General features: G+C 62.5%; 20 protein-coding genes. 12 read left to right on the forward strand and 8 right to left on the reverse strand.

From position 1 onward, the window contains the following. Positions 1–170: 170 nt before the first annotated feature. The gene (locus tag ACYG9V_RS15250; RefSeq protein WP_352741706.1) at positions 171–578 is read right to left on the reverse strand and encodes a hypothetical protein; all 408 of its coding nucleotides are present in this window, start codon (positions 576–578) and stop codon (positions 171–173) included. A 192-nt stretch (positions 579–770) separates the two neighbouring features. Between ACYG9V_RS15250 and ACYG9V_RS15255 the strand changes: the two genes are divergently transcribed. Continuing rightward, the gene (locus ACYG9V_RS15255) at positions 771–1,175 is read left to right on the forward strand and encodes a MarR family winged helix-turn-helix transcriptional regulator (RefSeq protein WP_023672921.1); all 405 of its coding nucleotides are present in this window, start codon (positions 771–773) and stop codon (positions 1,173–1,175) included. 21 nt (positions 1,176–1,196) lie between these two features. Here the strand turns inward: ACYG9V_RS15255 and ACYG9V_RS15260 are convergent, their stop codons facing one another. Continuing rightward, positions 1,197–3,263 (reverse strand): putative bifunctional diguanylate cyclase/phosphodiesterase, encoded by a 2,067-nt coding sequence (locus ACYG9V_RS15260; RefSeq protein ID WP_352764146.1) that lies wholly within the window; start codon positions 3,261–3,263, stop codon positions 1,197–1,199. A gap of 310 nt (positions 3,264–3,573) precedes the next feature. On the opposite strand from ACYG9V_RS15260, the gene ACYG9V_RS15265 reads away from it, so the two are divergent. From ACYG9V_RS15265 to ACYG9V_RS15275, 3 genes are all read left to right on the forward strand, one after another. Then, complete coding sequence (locus tag ACYG9V_RS15265) at positions 3,574–4,761, forward strand: glycine C-acetyltransferase (protein ID WP_352764148.1); 1,188 nt, start codon at positions 3,574–3,576, stop codon at positions 4,759–4,761. Positions 4,762–4,930: 169 nt separating this feature from the next. After that, entirely contained in the window at positions 4,931–5,965 is a 1,035-nt protein-coding gene (tdh, locus tag ACYG9V_RS15270) for an L-threonine 3-dehydrogenase (RefSeq protein ID WP_023672918.1), read from the forward strand. Between the two features lie 18 nt (positions 5,966–5,983). Continuing rightward, positions 5,984–6,607, forward strand: a complete 624-nt coding sequence (locus tag ACYG9V_RS15275) for a DUF4304 domain-containing protein (protein ID WP_023672917.1) — start codon at positions 5,984–5,986, stop codon at positions 6,605–6,607. 31 nt (positions 6,608–6,638) lie between these two features. Here ACYG9V_RS15275 and ACYG9V_RS15280 read toward each other — a convergent pair whose 3' ends face one another. Then, a complete protein-coding gene (locus ACYG9V_RS15280; protein WP_023724852.1) occupies positions 6,639–7,076 on the reverse strand; it encodes a MarR family winged helix-turn-helix transcriptional regulator in 438 nt (145 codons plus the stop codon). 124 nt (positions 7,077–7,200) lie between these two features. On the opposite strand from ACYG9V_RS15280, the gene hmgA reads away from it, so the two are divergent. The 5 genes from hmgA to ACYG9V_RS15305 are packed head-to-tail and all read left to right on the forward strand — an operon-like array spanning position 7,201 to position 11,266. Continuing rightward, a complete protein-coding gene (hmgA, locus tag ACYG9V_RS15285; protein WP_352764150.1) occupies positions 7,201–8,514 on the forward strand; it encodes a homogentisate 1,2-dioxygenase in 1,314 nt (437 codons plus the stop codon). A 10-nt stretch (positions 8,515–8,524) separates the two neighbouring features. Continuing rightward, the gene (locus tag ACYG9V_RS15290; protein ID WP_023736399.1) at positions 8,525–9,412 is read left to right on the forward strand and encodes an MBL fold metallo-hydrolase; all 888 of its coding nucleotides are present in this window, start codon (positions 8,525–8,527) and stop codon (positions 9,410–9,412) included. After that, entirely contained in the window at positions 9,409–10,422 is a 1,014-nt protein-coding gene (locus tag ACYG9V_RS15295) for a fumarylacetoacetate hydrolase family protein (RefSeq protein ID WP_023736400.1), read from the forward strand. The genes ACYG9V_RS15290 and ACYG9V_RS15295 overlap by 4 nt, the downstream gene beginning before the upstream one ends. A 14-nt stretch (positions 10,423–10,436) precedes the next feature. After that, complete coding sequence (locus ACYG9V_RS15300; protein ID WP_352764153.1) at positions 10,437–10,733, forward strand: hypothetical protein; 297 nt, start codon at positions 10,437–10,439, stop codon at positions 10,731–10,733. Then, positions 10,730–11,266 (forward strand): DinB family protein, encoded by a 537-nt coding sequence (locus tag ACYG9V_RS15305; RefSeq protein ID WP_023826114.1) that lies wholly within the window; start codon positions 10,730–10,732, stop codon positions 11,264–11,266. The genes ACYG9V_RS15300 and ACYG9V_RS15305 overlap by 4 nt, the downstream gene beginning before the upstream one ends. Here ACYG9V_RS15305 and ACYG9V_RS15310 read toward each other — a convergent pair. Further along, positions 11,218–11,493, reverse strand: coding sequence for a type II toxin-antitoxin system Phd/YefM family antitoxin (locus tag ACYG9V_RS15310; protein ID WP_460221968.1), 276 nt, complete (start codon positions 11,491–11,493; stop codon positions 11,218–11,220). The two genes, ACYG9V_RS15305 and ACYG9V_RS15310, sit on opposite strands and share 49 nt — an antisense overlap. Before the next feature lie 65 nt (positions 11,494–11,558). Next, positions 11,559–12,674, reverse strand: a complete 1,116-nt coding sequence (gene hppD, locus ACYG9V_RS15315; protein WP_352764154.1) for a 4-hydroxyphenylpyruvate dioxygenase — start codon at positions 12,672–12,674, stop codon at positions 11,559–11,561. A gap of 139 nt (positions 12,675–12,813) precedes the next feature. On the opposite strand from hppD, the gene ACYG9V_RS15320 reads away from it, so the two are divergent. Continuing rightward, the gene (locus ACYG9V_RS15320; protein WP_352460548.1) at positions 12,814–13,281 is read left to right on the forward strand and encodes an Lrp/AsnC family transcriptional regulator; all 468 of its coding nucleotides are present in this window, start codon (positions 12,814–12,816) and stop codon (positions 13,279–13,281) included. A 65-nt stretch (positions 13,282–13,346) separates the two neighbouring features. Further along, positions 13,347–13,703, forward strand: a complete 357-nt coding sequence (locus tag ACYG9V_RS15325) for a hypothetical protein (protein WP_031250958.1) — start codon at positions 13,347–13,349, stop codon at positions 13,701–13,703. A gap of 9 nt (positions 13,704–13,712) precedes the next feature. On the opposite strand, the gene ACYG9V_RS15330 is transcribed toward ACYG9V_RS15325, so the two are convergent. After that, the gene (locus ACYG9V_RS15330) at positions 13,713–14,051 is read right to left on the reverse strand and encodes a protein tyrosine phosphatase family protein (protein ID WP_352764155.1); all 339 of its coding nucleotides are present in this window, start codon (positions 14,049–14,051) and stop codon (positions 13,713–13,715) included. A gap of 207 nt (positions 14,052–14,258) precedes the next feature. Here ACYG9V_RS15330 and ACYG9V_RS15335 point away from each other — a divergent pair, with 207 nt between their 5' ends. Continuing rightward, positions 14,259–14,603 carry a RidA family protein gene (locus tag ACYG9V_RS15335; protein WP_023672906.1) on the forward strand — a complete coding sequence of 115 codons (345 nt, stop codon included), beginning with the start codon at positions 14,259–14,261 and terminating at the stop codon, positions 14,601–14,603. Positions 14,604–14,772: 169 nt separating this feature from the next. On the opposite strand, the gene hutC is transcribed toward ACYG9V_RS15335, so the two are convergent. Then, entirely contained in the window at positions 14,773–15,513 is a 741-nt protein-coding gene (hutC, locus tag ACYG9V_RS15340) for a histidine utilization repressor (protein ID WP_023698022.1), read from the reverse strand. Next, positions 15,510–16,862 (reverse strand): formimidoylglutamate deiminase, encoded by a 1,353-nt coding sequence (locus ACYG9V_RS15345; protein WP_352764158.1) that lies wholly within the window; start codon positions 16,860–16,862, stop codon positions 15,510–15,512. Before ACYG9V_RS15345 ends, hutC begins: the two co-directional genes overlap by 4 nt. Between the last annotated feature and the right edge of the window lie 18 nt (positions 16,863–16,880).

A 16,880-nucleotide genomic window follows, 5' to 3' on the forward strand; every position in this document is an offset into this window, starting at 1 on the left:
CGGCGGGCGCATCTCGATCGATCAAAGTGATGGGTGGCGCGCAGCCAAACCTCTGTGCGGAGAGCCACCTTGCACATCCGTCCGAACTGCGCGCCGCGTACGCCACCAGCCGAGAGCCGGGCGACGCACGATGCGGAATGCTTAAACCGGGCGGCAACGCGCGGCAGGGCTCAAATCATCCTTGCGGTCGCCATGCAAAGCACGGTGAGTACCAGCAGCCAGGCGGCGATGCGCTCGCCGCGTGCCATTTGGCTGCGCAGCGCCGCTTCCGTTGCGGCGTCCGCGCCGGCAAGCTGCCGGCTGGTCTTGCGGACGACGACGCTGAGAACGCCTGCAGCGGCGAAGGCGGCCAGGATGCCCAGCGCCAGCACCATTTCCATCGAGCCGAAATAGGCGCCGTGAAAGAAATACCAGAGCAGGGCGCCGGTCAAGAACACCATACCGGCCGAGCCCATTTGCGGTCCGATAAAGCGCTCCGCCCTGATCTCGGGGTCGCGGGCAAGCGTGATGGTGGTGCCGGCCCAGAACACACCGGCCATGACGTGAAGGCCGATAACGACGATGTAGACATATTGCATGACCGCTTCCTCCTTGCCCGCCGCCCGTCCTCGGATCCCTGTCGAATGCGGGATAATACGAACTCGGTAGATCGACACGCATGATAGTTAGCTATCAAATGGTTCGATGTCAATGTATAATGCCGCGTTCCATCGCTCGGCGCCTTGTTCTACTGTCGGCGCATGACTCCCTTTGACCGTCCGCCAATCGGCATGAATCTCGCGCGCACCTCCAAGCTGGTGGCGCAGGCTTTTGACGCCGCTTTGGTCGAGGCCGGCGGCACACTGCCGGTGTGGCTGACCTTGCTTTCGGTCAAGTCGAGCGAGCTTGCCAACCAGCGCGAACTTGCCGGCATGATCGGCATCCAGGGCGCCACGCTCACCCACCATCTCAACGCCATGGAGGCGCAAGGCTTGCTGACGCGCCGCCGCGATCCGGACAACCGCCGGGTTCATCTGGTCGAGCTGACGCAGGCGGGCGAAACGATGTTCCTGAAGCTGCGGGCGGCGGCTCTCATCTTCGACAAGCGGCTGCGCGCGGGATTGCCGGACGACAGGCTGGCGGAGTTCGCCGAGGTGCTGGCGGCATTGCGGGCGAATGTCGCGCCGGCCAAATGACCGGCACCGGTGGGCAATAGTCTAGGCTAAATTGCCCTGAAGCACCTTCAGCTTGGCTTTCTTCGGGCTGCGCGCCAGCAGCCATTCGCGCGCTTTGTCCTGCGGCATCGGGAAGGCGATGGAATAGCCCTGCACCTGATCGCAGCCGATCGCCATCAGCGAATCGAGCTCGGCTTCGGTTTCCGCGCCCTCGGCGACGATCGAAATGCCGAGACCGCGCGCCAGCTCGGTGATGGCGCGCACGATCTTGGTGTTGTCGCCATTCTCGTTGATGTTCTGGACGAAGCGGCGGTCGATCTTCAGCCGGTCGATCTCGTTGGGATTGACGTGGCTGAGCGAGGCATAGCCGGTGCCGAAATCGTCGAGCTCAAGATGGACGCCGGCAGCGCGGATGTGGCGCAGCTTCGCCGCGATGCCCGTCTTCTCGTCGTCGAGAATGACGGATTCGACGATTTCCAGCGACAGCTTCTGCGGAGCAAGGCCGGCCTTTTCCAGCGTCGCGAACAGGAAGCGGTCGAAGTCGGGTTCGCGCAGCTCGGTGCCGGACACGTTGACGGCAAGCCGGCCGAAAGCGATGCCGGCGCGATTCCATTCGGCTGCTTGCTCGATCGCCTTGGTAAAGACGATGCGGCCGATCTCGGGCATGAAGCCGCATTTTTCGGCGACCGGAATGAACTCGCCCGGCGCAATCATGCCGCGCTCGGCATGCTTCCAGCGCACCAGCGCCTCGATGCCGCTGATGGCGCCGTTGCTCAGCGACACCTGCGGCTGGAAATAGACTTGGAAGGCGTTCTCCGAGATCGCGACCTTGATGTCGTGCTCGAGCTGCTTGCGGTAGTCTAGCTCGCGCCTGAGTTCCTCGGAGAAGAACGAGAAGCTGCCGCCGCCGAGCTTTTTGGCGGAATAGAGCGCGAGGTCGGCGTGGACGAGCAGATCCTCGGCATTGTCGGCGTCGATGGGATAGACGGCAATGCCGGCGCTGGCCCCTGGAAGGATGGTCGTGCCCTGGAAGGTAATCGGCTCGTTGATCTCCTCCAGGATGCGCCGGGCCAGCATGTTGATGTCCTCGGGGCCGCCGGCGCCATTGAGGATCATCACGAATTCGTCGCCGCCAAGGCGCGCGCAGAGATCCGACGCACGGCAGGAATCGCGCATGCGCTGCGCGGTGACGACCAGCACATAGTCGCCGGCGGCGTGGCCGAGTGTGTCGTTGATCTGCTTGAACCGGTCGAGGTCGAGCTGGATGACCGCCAGCCTCTCGCGCCGGCGATGCGCGCCCTTGATCAGCGTTTCGAAGTGGTCGGTCAGGAAGGTGCGGTTGTGCAGACCGGTCAGCCCGTCATGTACGGCGATGAAGGCCATCGAGTTGCGGGCATCGACAAGCTCGTGCGTCTTGCGCAGGATCGCCTTCGACATCGGCCGGAAGATGAAAAGCGCCACCAGGACGATGACGCCGATGGTGGCGTAGAACAAGGTGCGATGGAGATCGAGGAGCTTTTCCGACCGCTCGTCTGCGAATGCGGCGATGCGTTGGCCGAGCGCGGCATAACCCGACAGCGTCGCATTGGCGACGGAAGCATCGAGATTGACGCGCTCGCCGCCGCCCTTGTAGGCGGCATTGCCGGAGAGCTGGGATTCGAAGGACGAGATCAGCCTTTCGCCATTGGCGACCAGCCCGACCGAGAAATAGTCGAGGTGGAACGGCTTGCCGTAGAGCACGCTCTCGATCGACCTTGGGTCGGACAATGCCGGCGACAGCGGGTCGGCTCCCGTCTGTTTGAGGAGCAGGTCGTAGTTCGTCTCGAACTCGGCGGTCGCCTGTTTCAGCGCGGCAACTAGGGCCGGCTGCTTGTCACGCGCGGCGGAGCCGGTTGCGCTGGTCAAAAAGACGATGCGCTGCGACAGCGCCTTCTGGGTGCTGACGATGTCGAGCAGAGTATGGTTGTGCTGTTGCGCCGCCATCATTTGCTGCAGCAGGATGAAGGAGGCCATCACCATGGCGGCGATGATCAGCAGCGCCAGCCAATAGCCGCTCTTGATCAGCAGGATGAGTTTGCCCGAGACGGTTTGCGCCGGCTGCTGCGACATATTCTAGGTGACCCCTCGGTCGAACTGATTCTGCCACCGATTCGTGGCGAGAAGACCATTGGCTTGAAAGGGTTAACAGGTCTGGAAGCCGGCGGAACTGTTGCTTCGGCAGTAAACGAAAGCTGCCGAGATGGTTATCATGTTCTTTCGCGGCATAGCCGTATTCGCGTGCCTGCTACTCCAGCATGCGGGCCATGCGATCGGGTCGCGCCAGGGTTGAGCCCGCCGTGCCACCGAAACGGTCGCTTTTGCGATGGATTTTTAGTGCGCGTAGCGCGACAGTCGCGCCAATCTCAACAGGACCTGATCCATGAGCGCGGCATTCCTCTCCCATATCGACATCGAACTGCAAGGGCTGAAATCCGCCGGGCTCTACAAATCCGAGCGGGTGATCACCTCGACCCAGTCGGCTGAGATCGAAGTCGGCGGCGACAAGGTGCTGAATTTCTGCGCGAACAACTATCTCGGCCTCGCCGACAGCGCCGAGTTGCGCACCGCGGCCAAAGGCGCGCTCGACCGCTACGGTTACGGCATGGCCTCGGTGCGCTTCATCTGCGGCACGCAGGAAGAGCACAAGCAGCTTGAATCAACGATTTCATCCTTCCTCGGCCTGGACGACACCATCCTTTACGGCTCCTGCTTCGACGCCAATGGCGGCCTGTTCGAAACGCTGCTCGGCGAGGAGGATGCGATCATCTCCGATGCGCTGAACCATGCCTCGATCATCGACGGCGTGCGGCTGTCGAAGGCCAAGCGTTTCCGCTATGCCAACAACGACATGGCCGACCTCGAAGCGCGGCTGAAAGAGGCGAAAGACTGCCGCTTCCGCCTGATCGCCACCGACGGCGTGTTCTCCATGGACGGCATCATCGCCAATCTGAAAGGCGTCTGCGACCTCGCGGAAAAGTACGGCGCCATGGTGATGGTCGACGACAGCCATGCCGTCGGCTTCGTCGGCAAGAACGGCCGCGGCTCGGCCGAGCATTGCGGCGTCGAGGGCAGGGTGGATATCATCACCGGCACGCTCGGCAAGGCGCTCGGCGGCGCCTCCGGCGGCTACACCTCCGGCAAAAGCCAGGTCGTCGACTGGCTGCGCCAGCGTTCGCGGCCTTATCTCTTCTCCAACACGCTGATGCCGGCGATTGCCGGCGCTTCCATCAAGGTGTTCGAGCTGATCCGCAATGGCGACGCCCTGCGCGAACGCCTCTATGCCAATGCGGCGCGCTTTCGCTCCGAAATGGGCAAGCTCGGCTTCACGCTGGCCGGCGCCGATCATCCGATCATTCCGGTGATGCTGGGCGATGCCAGCCTGGCGCAGGAAGTGGCGGCGCGCATGCTGAAGCGCGGCATCTATGTCATCGGCTTTTCCTTCCCGGTGGTGCCGAAAGGCCAGGCGCGCATCCGCACGCAGATGTCGGCGGCGCATTCCAGCGCCGACATCGACCGCGCCGTGGCAGCGTTCGCGGCGGTCGGCAAGGAACTGGGCGTGATTGGCTGAGAGTTTTACCCTCCCCCTTTGTGGGGAGGGTCGACTTTCGACCGCTTGCGAAGCAAGCGGGCGGGAGGCGGGGTGGGGGTCTGCAGGGTCACGACCTCCGCCAGTTTTTGACCCCCACCCGGCCCTTCGGGCCACCCTCCCCACAAGGGGGAGGGTAAGGAGTTGTAGCATGTCGAACATGATGAAGGCGCTGGTGAAGGCCAAGGCTGAACCGGGCATCTGGATGGAAGAGGTGCCGGTGCCGGAGATCGGCCCCAACGACGTGCTGATCAAGGTCAAGAAGACGGCGATCTGCGGCACCGACGTCCACATCTACAATTGGGACCAGTGGGCGCAGAAGACCGTGCCGGTGCCGATGGTGACCGGCCATGAATTCGTCGGCACGGTGGCCGATTTCGGCGCTGCGGTCACCGAATACAAGGTCGGCCAGCGTGTCTCCGGCGAAGGTCACATCGTCTGCGGCCATTGCCGCAATTGCCGCGCCGGCAGGGGGCATCTCTGCCGTAACACGCTCGGCGTCGGCGTCAACCGCCCCGGCGCCTTCGGCGAATATCTGGCGATCCCGCAGCACAATGTCGTGCCGATCCCCGACGATGTGCCCGACGAGATCGCCGCGATCTTCGATCCCCTGGGCAATGCCGTCCACACCGCTCTGTCCTTCGACCTGGTCGGTGAAGACGTTCTGGTCACCGGCGCCGGGCCGATCGGCATCATGGGCGCGCTCGTTGCCCAATGTGTGGGGGCGCGAAAAGTCGTCATCACCGACATCAACCCGGTGCGGCTGGCGCTGGCCAAAAAGCTCGGCGTCCAGCATGTCGTCGATGCCTCGAAGGAAAAACTGCGCGACGTTATGCCGGCGCTGGGCATGACCGAGGGTTTTGACGTCGGCCTCGAAATGTCGGGCGCCGCGCCCGCCTTTCGCGACATGATCGACACCATGAACAATGGCGGCAAGATCGCCATTCTGGGCATCGCGCCGACCGGCTTCGAAATCGACTGGAACAAGGTCATCTTCAAGATGCTGCACTTGAAGGGCATCTACGGCCGCGAAATGTTCGAGACTTGGTACAAGATGATCGCCCTGGTGCAGGGGCCGCTGGATGTGTCGGGTCTGATTACGCACCGCATTGGGATCGACGATTTCCAGACGGGGTTTGACGCGATGCGGAGCGGCAGTTCGGGCAAGGTGGTGATGGATTGGTGAGGCACGTGTGGGTGCAAGATGGCGGACAATGAGCACGGTCGTATCATTGCCTCGCAGGCAAAGCTCGTACTGAAGCCGGCCGGATTTCGACGCAAAGGGCAGTCCCGAATCTGGATCGCCGATCGCGGCTTCTGGCTAAGTGTAGTCGAGTTCCAGCCCAGTTCCTGGTCCAAGGGCACTTACCTTAACGTAGCAGTCCACTGGCTCTGGGGTTCGCTTCCGGAAACGATTACCTTCGATCGCGTTGAGCGCATTGGACAGTTCGTTCCGTTCGAGAGCCCGCCACAGTTTCTTCTCGCGGTTGATCAAATGGCCAAGAAGGTCGTCGAAATCGATCAGGTTCACCGATCGATGTTCCCTTCCGTCCAGGCGACAGCGAAAATCCTCGTGAGTGAATTGCAGCCGGGCGCCTACGGCGAGTGGGCGGCCTTCCACGCCGGGGTGGCGGCTGGTTTGGCCGGTGGTTTTGAAACGGCAAGGCGACTGTTTGAAAGCGCTCAAAGACACGCGGCTTCGCAAGCGCAGGCGCTTCTAGCCTACATTGATGATCCGGTGGCATTTCGAAGCCGTGTCAGAGGCTTCATTGAAGCCGAACGCGCCTATTACGGTCTAGGGGCGTTGCCTGCCGCATTCGCGATCTGATTTCAGCGACGGTCGAACTTATGGGAAGATCTCAACCCAAGGTGAGTTTTGCCTCCAGCGCCGCCACCCCATTCACAATCGCCGCCCGCTCTTCCGTACCAAGCCTCGCCAGCAACTGCCGTTCAAAGGCTTTCGCCAGCGGCACCATCTCGCGATAGGCGGCCAGTCCCGCCTTGGTCAGCGCCAAATGCTCCACACGCCGATCATTCTCGTCCGGCGTGCGCGTCAGCCAGCGCCGCCGCTCAAGCTCCGCCACCGCCCGCGAAACCTTGGTCTTGTGCATGGCCGACTGCTCGCCGAGCGCCGTCGCGGTCATCGTGCCGCGCTGTCCGAGCCCAGAGAGTGTGCGCCATTCCGGCCGCGTCAGACCGTGACGGTCGCGGTAGATTTTTGAAAATTCTCGGCTGACAGCGTCGGCCAGCCGGTAAAGCCGGTAGGGCAGGAAATTTTCGAGTTCGAGGGTTTCCACATGCGCACCGTGGATGCGGCATCAGCCGTTGATAGTTACATTTTCGATGGTTACAAATGAAACCAGTTTGGTCAACATCGCCGGCAGGCCGCGCTTCGCGGCGGTCGGGATCAGGGAGGATCGGATGGAATTTTCCTACATGCCGGGCTTCGGCAATGATTTTGAGACCGAAACGCTGCCCGGCTCGCTGCCGCAAGGGCGCAATTCCCCGCAGCGGCCGGCTTACGGACTTTATGCCGAGCAGCTCTCGGGCTCGCCCTTCACCGCCCCGCGCGGCACCAATGAGCGCTCCTGGCTCTACCGCATCCGGCCGAGCGTAAAACACACCGGCCGCTTCAAGGCGGCGAGCTATCCCCTGTGGAACACCGCTCCCAATGTCGGCGACCACGAGCTGGCGCTCGGCCAGTACCGCTGGAACCCGGTGCCGATGCCGAAGGAGCCGACCGATTTCATTCAAGGGATGCGCACCATCACCACCGCCGGCGACGTGCTGGGCCAAAGCGGCATGGCGGCGCATGTCTATGTCGCCAACCGCTCGATGGTCGACGACCATTTCTTCAACGCCGACGGCGAGTTGCTGATTGTCCCCCAGGTCGGTGCCTTGCGCTTTGTCACCGAGATGGGCGTCATCGAGCTTCGGCCCGGCGAGATCGCCGTGCTGCCGCGCGGTCTGGTGTTCAAGGTCGAGCTCGCCGACAAGGAAGTGCGCGGCTATGTCTGCGAGAATTACGGCGCCAAGCTGACGCTGCCCGACCGCGGCCCGATTGGCGCCAACTGCCTGGCCAACCCACGCGACTTCAAGACGCCCAGCGCCTGGTTCGAGGAGAAGGAGACGCCGTGCCGGCTGACGGTGAAATGGTGCGGCAATTTCAACGTCACCGAGATCGGCCATTCGCCGCTCGACGTCGTCGCCTGGCACGGCAACTATGCGCCCTACAAATATGATCTGGCGACGTTTTCGCCGGTCGGCGCCATCCTGTTCGACCATCCCGATCCGTCGATCTTCACCGTGCTGACGGCGCCGAGCGGCGAGGAGGGCACCGCCAATATCGACTTCGTCATCTTCCCGCCGCGCTGGCTGGTGGCGGAAGACACGTTCCGGCCGCCCTGGTACCACCGCAACATCATGAGCGAGTTCATGGGCCTGATTCATGGCCAGTACGACGCCAAGGAAGAAGGCTTCGTGCCCGGCGGCATCAGCCTGCACAATCTGATGCTGGCCCACGGCCCCGACGCACCTGGCTTCGAAAAGGCCTCGCGCTCGGAGCTGAAACCGGTCAAGCTCGACAACACCATGGCCTTCATGTTCGAGACCCGATTCCCGCAAATGCTCACCCGCTACGGCGCCGAGCTTGAAACAAGGCAGGACAATTACATCGATTGCTGGACCGATCTGAAGAAGCGTTTCAACGGCACGCCGGAGGGCGACTGGTCTTGAGATCAGCCCGATGAACGACCGGCTGGTGCTTCTCGGCTCGAAAGGCGGCCCGGCGCTGCGGCCGGGCGGGCCGTGGCCGAGTTCGTCGCTGCTGGAACTGGGCGGGCGAACCATCGTCGTCGATTGCGGGCTCGGCGTCACGCGTGGGCTGGTCGATTCCGCCGTCAGCCTGAAGGCGCTCGACCTGATCTTCGTCACCCATCTGCATTCCGATCATGTGCTGGAACTGGGGGCGCTGCTCCACACCGCCTGGACCGCCGGTCTGGCCAATCCGGTGACGTTGTTCGGACCGCCCGGCACCGGCCACTACTGGCGGCGCTTCTGCCAGGCGATGGAGTTCGACATCGAGATCCGAATCGTCGACGAAGGCAGGCCGGACATCCGCGAAATGGTTTCGATCGTGGAATTCGGCGAGGGCGAGATTTTTGCGCAGCGCGGCCTGAAGGTCTCGGCACTGCGCGTCGACCATCCGCCGGTGACCGACTGTTTCGCGCTGCGCTTCGAGCATGGTGCGAATAGCGTCGTGTTCTCGGCCGACACAGCCTTCTTTCCGCCGCTCGCAGGCTTTGCCCGAAATGCCGACATTCTCGTCCATGAGGCCATGCTGGAAGAAGGCATCGAGCGGCTGGTCGCCAGGACCGGCAATGGCGCGCGGCTGAAAGAGCATCTGCTTGCCAGCCACTCATTTGCCGAGCAGGCAGGCCGCATCGCCAGCGATGCCGGGGTGAAGAGGCTGGTGCTCAACCACCTCATTCCGGCCGATGATCCCGAGATCGGCGAGGCCGACTGGGAGGCTGCTGTCAGGAAATCGTGGGTGGGTGACTTGACGATTGCCCGCGACGGCCTTGTTGTGAACTTAGACGGCGCCAAAGCCGCATCAGGAGAGGAAACCGCATGAAGCTTGCCACATTGAGGGACGGGACGCGCGACGGAAAGCTTGTCGTCGTCTCGCGCGACCTGACGCGCTTCACCGACGCCTCGTTCCTGGCGCGCACGCTGCAGGCCGCACTCGACGACTGGCAGCGGATTTCGCCGCACCTGGCGACGATCGCCGAATCGCTGGAGAACAATGCGGTGCCGTCGGCACGCTTCCATGAGCATGACGCCCATTCGCCGCTGCCGCGCGCCTATCAATGGGCCGATGGTTCTGCCTATGTGAACCACGTCGAGCTGGTGCGCAAAGCCCGCGGCGCCGAGACGCCGGCAAGCTTCTGGACCGATCCGCTGATCTATCAGGGTGGCTCGGATTCCTTTATCGCGCCGCGCGAGCCGATCCGCGCGGCGGACGAAGCCTTCGGCATCGACATGGAGGCGGAGGTCGCCGTCGTCGTCGACGATGTGCCGATGGGCGCCAGCCTCGACCAGGCGCGCGCTGCGATCCGGCTGGTCATGCTGGTCAATGATGTGACGCTGCGCGCGCTCACCGGACCCGAACTCGCCAAGGGGTTTGGCTTCTTCCAGTCGAAGCCGTCCTCGGCTTTTTCGCCGGTGGCGGTGACGCCGGACGAACTCGGCGACGCCTGGGATGGCGGCAAGGTCAACCTGCCTCTGCTCGCCGACGTCAACGGCAAGCCGTTCGGCCGTGCCAATGCCGGCGTCGACATGACCTTCGACTTCCCGGCGCTGATTGCCCATGCCGCAAAGACACGGCCGCTGGTTGCCGGCACCATCATCGGCTCCGGCACCGTCTCCAACAAGCTGGATGGCGGGTCGGGCAAACCGGTGGCGGCCGGCGGCGCCGGCTATTCCTGCATCGCTGAACTGCGCATGATCGAGACCATTGAGTCTGGCGAGCCCAAGACGCCGTTCCTGCGCTTTGGCGATACAGTGCGTATCGAGATGAAGAATAAAAGCGGAAACTCGATCTTCGGCGCCATCGAGCAGAAGGTCGAGAAGTCCCAGGCATAAGAGGGGGCAATGCAATGACGGGCGAGGCGTTCTACCTGCTGGCCGGCGTCTGGGCGTTGGCCATTCTGGTGGTCTTCATCCAGGCGATCCGGCTGAGCTACCGCATCGAGGCGCGCTCGCCCGATCTGACCAACCGCAGCGGCTACCCGCGCAAGGCGATGATGTTCCACACCATCACCAACACCAATGTGGCGCGCGATGCGGAAACGCAGGCCATGCGCCGGCGCATGAACCGGCTGCTGCTGATCGTCGTCGCCGGTTTCGTGGTCATGGCGGCTGGCATTGGCCTGATCAGACGAATGAACGCGTGACCCTGCTCGAGCATTTCAGCCGCATGGCCGGCAACAATCTCTGGTCGAACGACCGGCTCTATCGCGCCGTGCTGCAGCTAAAGCCCGGCGAATTCGAAGCCGAGCGCACAAGCTTCTTCCCGTCGATCAAGGCGACGCTCAACCACATCCTCGCGGTCGATCATCTCTATCTCGATTTTCTCGAAGAAGGCGGCGTCGGTGCGGCCGCTTATGACGACTACGTGCCGTTCGATGTGCCGCAGGCGCTGTTTGCCGCCCAGGTCGCAGCAGATCGACGCCTTATCGCCTTTTGCGAGAAGCTGTCGGAGGCGGATCTCGACTGTCAGGTCATCACGGACCGGCGCGAGGACGGCATGATCCCCGAAAAGATCGGCGACATTCTCGCCCATGTCTTCCTGCACGACATCCACCATCGGGGCCAGGTTCACGCGATGCTCTCGGGCAGCTCGGTCGCGCCGCCGCAGCTGGACGAGTTTTTGCTCGATTATGATTTGAAGGTGAGGAAGGAAGAGGTCGAGCGGCTGGGCCTCTGACCTTTATCTGGTGTACTCGTTCCATTCAGGGCCGAGTTTGTCGAAATCGTCAGAATCCAAATCTTGCCCTTCAGGGCACCTATGCGCGACACCAAGTCTTCTCGAACTGGTGCCACGAGCCGCGCCGCGATCTTGCCGTGACGAGTGATGACTATCTCCTCGCCGGCTTCCGCGCGGCCGACGAGTTCCGATAGTTTGGCCTTTGCTTCGGTTATGGAGACGTTCACGGCTCGACCTCTTGTGATCGGAACTTAGATCAAAGCCGATCGAGCCGCAAACGAGCTTACGGTTTTCACGCCGCCTTGCCATCGACCTTGATCACGCCGCGCTTGATCTGGTCCTGCTCGATCGACTCGAACAGCGCGCGGAAATTGCCTTCGCCAAAACCTTCGTCGCCCTTCCTCTGGATAAATTCGAAGAAGATCGGGCCGATCACGGTTTTGGAGAATATCTGCAGCAGGATCTTGGTCATGCCGCCGTCGACCACGCCTTCGCCGTCGATCAGGATGCCGTGCTTCTTCATCCGCTCGATCGGCTCGTCATGCCCGTTCACCCTGTTGTACGACATGTCGTAGTAGGTCTCCGGCGGACCGGGCATGAACTTCAGCCCGTTGTCGGCAAGCTTGTCGGTGGCGGCGTAGATGTCGTCGGTCCCGACGGCGATATGCTGGATGCCTTCGCCATTGTACTTCTTCAGGTATTCGGCGATCTGGCTGGTGTCGTCCTTGGATTCATTTAGCGGAATGCGGATCTTGCCGCAGGGCGAGGTGATGGCGCGGCTGACGAGGCCGGTGATCTTGCCGTCGATGTCGAAGAAATGGATCTGCTTGAAGCCGAACAATTCGCGATAAAAGTCCCACCATTTGTCCATCTGGCCGCGATAGACATTGTGGGTGAGGTGGTCGAGGAAATAGAAGCCGACGCCTTGGGGCCGCGGGTCGCGTTCGCCCAGCCACTCGAACTCGGCATCATAGGCCGAGCCCTTCTTGCCATAGGCTTCGATGAAATAGAGCAGTGAGCCGCCAATGCCGACAATGGCCGGCACGTCGAGCGCCTTGTCGTTGCCGTCGTAGGGCGTGGCGCCTTTCGATACCGCATGCTCGAACGCATGCTTTGCATCGACCACGCGCCAGGCCATCGAGGCGGCGCAGGGGCCGTGCTTGTCGACGAATTTCATCGCATGCGAGCCGGGCTCGGCATTGACGACATAGTTGATGTCGCCCTGGCGCCAGACGGTGATGTCCTTCGTGCGGTGCCTGGCCACCGCGACATAGCCCATGCGGGTGAACAGCTCGGCGAGCTTCTGCGGCTCCGCATGGGCGAACTCGACGAACTCGAAACCGTCGGTGCCGGCGGGGTTTTCCTTGCTGATCTTGGCGGGCGGGGCGTCGTGCGGAAAGGGACCCATGGCATTCCTCCAAACGGATGGTGGCCGCATCGGACCACGAGATGACGCATGATAGTGCGAAGCGACCGCACGGTGCTTGCATTCAAACGCTTGAAATGATCATCTCGTGCGTAATTCATGCATGATTGGAGATGAATCGATGAATGAAGCGCGCATCGATCAATTTGACCGCAAGATAATGGCTCTCTTGCAGGGCGACGCGCGGCTCACCAACAACGATCTCTCGGAGCGCGTGAACCTGTCGGCATCGCAATGCTCACGCCGCCGCCAGCGGCTGGAGGAAGACGGCTACATCAAGGGCTATCGCGCCGTGCTCGACCGCGACAAGCTCGGCTTCTCGCTGGTCAACGTCATCTCGGTGACGCTCGCCACCCATAACCGCGACAATGCCAGGCGCTTCGGCGAGCTGCTGGCGCGGCTGCCGGAGGTGCAGGAGGCGCACGCGCTGACAGGCGAGATGGATTATATCTTGAAGGTGGTGACGCCCGACCTCAAATCGCTGTCGGAATTCGTCAATGGCGTGCTGCTGCCGGATGAATCGGTGCAGCATGTGAAGACAGCGATCGTGCTTGAGACATTGAAGGAAACCGGCGCGCTACCGATTTGAGTGGATATGATATCGGCACTTCGATACCGTTCATTTGCATTTGGAAAGTTCAGGCTGTGGGGAAGATGGTCAGTTTTCAGCTCGTCGCTATTGTTCTCTTTGGTGTTGGACTAGTGCTGTACACAATAGGTAGTTTTATCTATTTCGCGCGGCATCCCAAGGGCTTCGACGCAATGTTCCAAATTCCCTTTTACATCAATCCCTTCCGGTCACCTCCGGCATCTCCACTTGGAGGCTTCGTACGAGGCATATTCACAGATCCGAAATCCCGCTGGTGGTGCATTATCGGCGTTCCGATCGGTCTTGTGGGCTTTGTCTTGCTCGTTGCCAACACTGTCCCACTTGGTCAGATTGCCATGACCACCGCCGTTTTCGCTATCTTCTTTGGGGTGCGCGAACTGATGGCCAGAAGACGCCGCTGATTCCCCAGGTCAGCCCTTCGACTGCTGGATCAGCCCATAAAGATTGGAACAGCGCGCTCCAGACCGGCAATAAGCAAACACCGGTCCCTCAAGCGCGTCGAGCGCTTCGGCCTGGTCCTCGACATTCTCGGCCGTGATCTGGCCGCTGATCACCGGGATGTAGCGGAAGGCCAGCCCCGCGGCTTCGACCGCCGCCTTGACGCTGTCGGCCGAAGGCTGGTCGGGCTGCTCGTCATCCGGCCGGTTGCAGATCACGCTCTTGAAACCGGCTTCCTTGATGGCGGCGGCATCTTCGGGCTGGATCTGGCCCGAGACCGAATAGTCCTCGCTGATTTCGCGATATTCCATGGCTCTCATCCTCGCAATCTGGTTTGGCGCGAAGTCTTGCCACTCTCACACGAGGTCGGCAATCCGCGCCGGAAAGAAATCCCTCGGCGCAGATAGACATTTGCGGCCCAAGATCCAACCCAGGCTCAAGAGGTTTCGCGCTGTTGGCCTTGCCCGGAGGCGGCAGCAACTCTAAACAGGCGCACCGACAAACGAAGGAACCATCCAATGAGCATTCGTCGCATCGATGTTGGCCCGCGCATGAGCCAGATCGTCATCCACGGCAACACCGTCTATCTCGCCGGCCAGGTCGGAACGCCCGGCGCCAGCGTTGGCGAACAGACCAGGTCGATCCTCGCATCTATCGACGAACTGCTGGCCAAGGCCGGCACCGACAAGACCAAGATCCTGCAGGCGATCATCTGGCTGGCCGATATGGGCACCTTCGCCGAGATGAACAAGGAATGGGACAAGTGGGTCCCGCAAGGCAACACGCCCGCCCGCGCCACGGGTGAGGCCAAGCTTGCAGGGCCGGAATACACTGTCGAGATTATTGTTACGGCGGCGATTTAGAGCGCGGTGCCTTACCCTCCCACTCGAGGGGAGGGTCGGCGAGTAGTCGAAGCGAAGCGGAGACTGCGAGACGGGGTGGGGTCGGCGAGGCTGCACCGACCCCACCCCGCGTCACCAGTGCCGCCTTGCGGCACTTGCTCCGCGACCCTCCCCTCGAGGGGGAGGGTAATCACCCCTGCGAAGGCCTGAACCGCGCCACCAGCGTGTGGCTCTCCGCGGCATAAGTGAACCTCACCTGCGTCACCGGGTGCTCCGCGCTCCAGGTCCGGCGTTCGACCACCAGGCACGGTGCGCCGGTTGCGACGTCGAGGGCTTCGGCAATATGCCTGTCGGCCGCCACCGCTCGGATGCGGTGCTCGGCCTCACTCCATGGCACGCGGCCGATCAGCCAAGGGCCGGGGGCGATGTCGAGAAACTCCTCCTCGGCGGCTTCCGCGACGGCGGCGAGATTGATCAGCCGCTGTTCGTGCGCGAATGGCCGCTTGCCGGCGAAATGCCGGCATTCAAGCGCCAGCACCTGTCCGGCTGCGTCCAGTTCCAGCAAGGCGCGATCCTCGGCGCTGCTGCGCCTTTTCTGCCGCGCCAAGCGCTCGTAACGATAAGCCAGGCCAAGCGACTCAACCTCGATCCTGATGTCGTGGATTTCCAGCACCGCGGCCTGCGACTGCGGCTGGCGGACAAAGCTGCCCGAACGGCGACGCCGCTCTATCAGCCCGGCCTTGGCCAGTTGCGACAGCGCCTTGTTCACTGTCATGCGCGAGCAATTGTATTCGGCCGTCAACTCGTGCTCGAACGGGATGCGGTGACCCGGCGCCCAGGCGCCGGACATTATTTTCTCGCTGATGTCGGACAGGATGCGCTGGTGCAGCGAACCGCCGCCTTCCACCGCCGCTGTCTCTGATATGCTCATGCCGAAAGCGCCGTCATCACATGGCGAAAGCGCTCGGCGATCGTCTCACGCGCTGCATGCCGGCCGCCGCTGACCTGTTTTTTTCCGTGCACCCAGACGCAATCGACCTTGCCGCCATTGGCAAAGATCCAGGCGTCGAGGATCCCATCGCCACTTTTTCCGGCCAGCGAAGGATGGTTTTCGTCGAGGGAGACGAAATCAGCCGCGGCGCCGGCGGCGATCCGCGACGGGCCGGCGCCGAGTGCGGTGCTGCCGCCATCGAGGGCGGCGTCGAACAGAGCCCGCCCGGTCGAGCCGCCGGCCACCGCCAGCACATTGCGGGCGCGGTGTGCGAGGCGCTGCGAATATTCGAGCTGGCGCAATTCATCCGGCAGGCCGATCAGCACGTTGGAATCCGAGCCGACGCCGAAGCGGCCGCCATGTTCGATGAACAGAGGTGCTGAAAAGGTGCCGTCGCCGAGATTGGCCTCGGTGATCGGGCAAAGCCCGGCAATGGCGCCGCTTCTGGCCATGCCGGTTGTCTCAGCCTCGGTCATGTGGGTGGCGTGGATCAGGCACCAACGCTTGTCGATCCCGGCATTGGCGAGCAGCCATTCGACCGGTCGCGCACCCGACCACGCCAGGCAATCCTCGACCTCCTTCACCTGCTCGGCGACGTGGATGTGGATCGGTCCGTCCGGCGCAATGGCGGCAACAGGGCTGAGTTCCTCCGGCGTCGCGGCGCGCAGGCTGTGCGGGGCGACGCCGACGACAGCCTGATTCAACGCACGAACCGATTCGCGGCATTTCTCAACCAGCAGGGAGAAGCGATTCACATCGTTGATGAATCGCCGCTGGCCTTCATTGGGCGCAGCGCCGCCAAAGGACGAATGCGCATAAAACACCGGCAGCAGCGTCAGGCCGATACCGGTCTCGGCGGATGCAGCGGCAATGCGCTCGGCCATTTCGGCAAGGTTGGCATAGGGTTTTCCGTCGCGATCGTGGTGGAGATAATGAAATTCGCCGACGCGCGAGAATCCGGCCTCCAGCATTTCGACATAAAGCTGGGCGGCGACCGCCTCGACCTGGTCCGGCGTCATCGACAGCGCGAAGCGGTACATCACCTCGCGCCAGCTCCAGAAGCTGTCGGCGGAGGGACCGCGCAGTTCGGCAAGCCCGGCCATGCCGCGCTGGAAGGCGTGGCTGTGCAGGTTCGGCATGCCCGGCACCAGAATGGCGTGGCGTTCGTCGCCAGCCTGTATCGACGTGCCGGCTTCGACTGCCGTGATGCGACCGTCGTTCAACAAAATCCGCACCTTGTCGTGCCAGCCATTGGGCAGCAGCGCCTGTTCCGCAAAGATCGCCGTCACGTTTTTCTCCGCATTCCC

The sequence above is a fragment of the Mesorhizobium sp. W016 genome, assembly GCF_054719485.1.

Coding starts and splice junctions, on each gene's coding strand:
- ACYG9V_RS15260 (WP_352764146.1), bottom strand. CDS start 3,263: ATGTCGCAGCAGCCGGCGCAAACCGTCTCGGGCAAACTCATCCTGCTG.
- hppD (WP_352764154.1), bottom strand. CDS start 12,674: ATGGGTCCCTTTCCGCACGACGCCCCGCCCGCCAAGATCAGCAAGGAA.
- ACYG9V_RS15325 (WP_031250958.1), top strand. CDS start 13,347: ATGGTCAGTTTTCAGCTCGTCGCTATTGTTCTCTTTGGTGTTGGACTA.
- ACYG9V_RS15320 (WP_352460548.1), top strand. CDS start 12,814: ATGAATGAAGCGCGCATCGATCAATTTGACCGCAAGATAATGGCTCTC.
- ACYG9V_RS15275 (WP_023672917.1), top strand. CDS start 5,984: ATGGCGGACAATGAGCACGGTCGTATCATTGCCTCGCAGGCAAAGCTC.
- ACYG9V_RS15290 (WP_023736399.1), top strand. CDS start 8,525: ATGAACGACCGGCTGGTGCTTCTCGGCTCGAAAGGCGGCCCGGCGCTG.
- hmgA (WP_352764150.1), top strand. CDS start 7,201: ATGGAATTTTCCTACATGCCGGGCTTCGGCAATGATTTTGAGACCGAA.
- ACYG9V_RS15335 (WP_023672906.1), top strand. CDS start 14,259: ATGAGCATTCGTCGCATCGATGTTGGCCCGCGCATGAGCCAGATCGTC.
- tdh (WP_023672918.1), top strand. CDS start 4,931: ATGTCGAACATGATGAAGGCGCTGGTGAAGGCCAAGGCTGAACCGGGC.
- ACYG9V_RS15330 (WP_352764155.1), bottom strand. CDS start 14,051: ATGGAATATCGCGAAATCAGCGAGGACTATTCGGTCTCGGGCCAGATC.
- ACYG9V_RS15265 (WP_352764148.1), top strand. CDS start 3,574: ATGAGCGCGGCATTCCTCTCCCATATCGACATCGAACTGCAAGGGCTG.
- ACYG9V_RS15250 (WP_352741706.1), bottom strand. CDS start 578: ATGCAATATGTCTACATCGTCGTTATCGGCCTTCACGTCATGGCCGGT.
- hutC (WP_023698022.1), bottom strand. CDS start 15,513: ATGAGCATATCAGAGACAGCGGCGGTGGAAGGCGGCGGTTCGCTGCAC.
- ACYG9V_RS15295 (WP_023736400.1), top strand. CDS start 9,409: ATGAAGCTTGCCACATTGAGGGACGGGACGCGCGACGGAAAGCTTGTC.
- ACYG9V_RS15300 (WP_352764153.1), top strand. CDS start 10,437: ATGACGGGCGAGGCGTTCTACCTGCTGGCCGGCGTCTGGGCGTTGGCC.
- ACYG9V_RS15255 (WP_023672921.1), top strand. CDS start 771: ATGAATCTCGCGCGCACCTCCAAGCTGGTGGCGCAGGCTTTTGACGCC.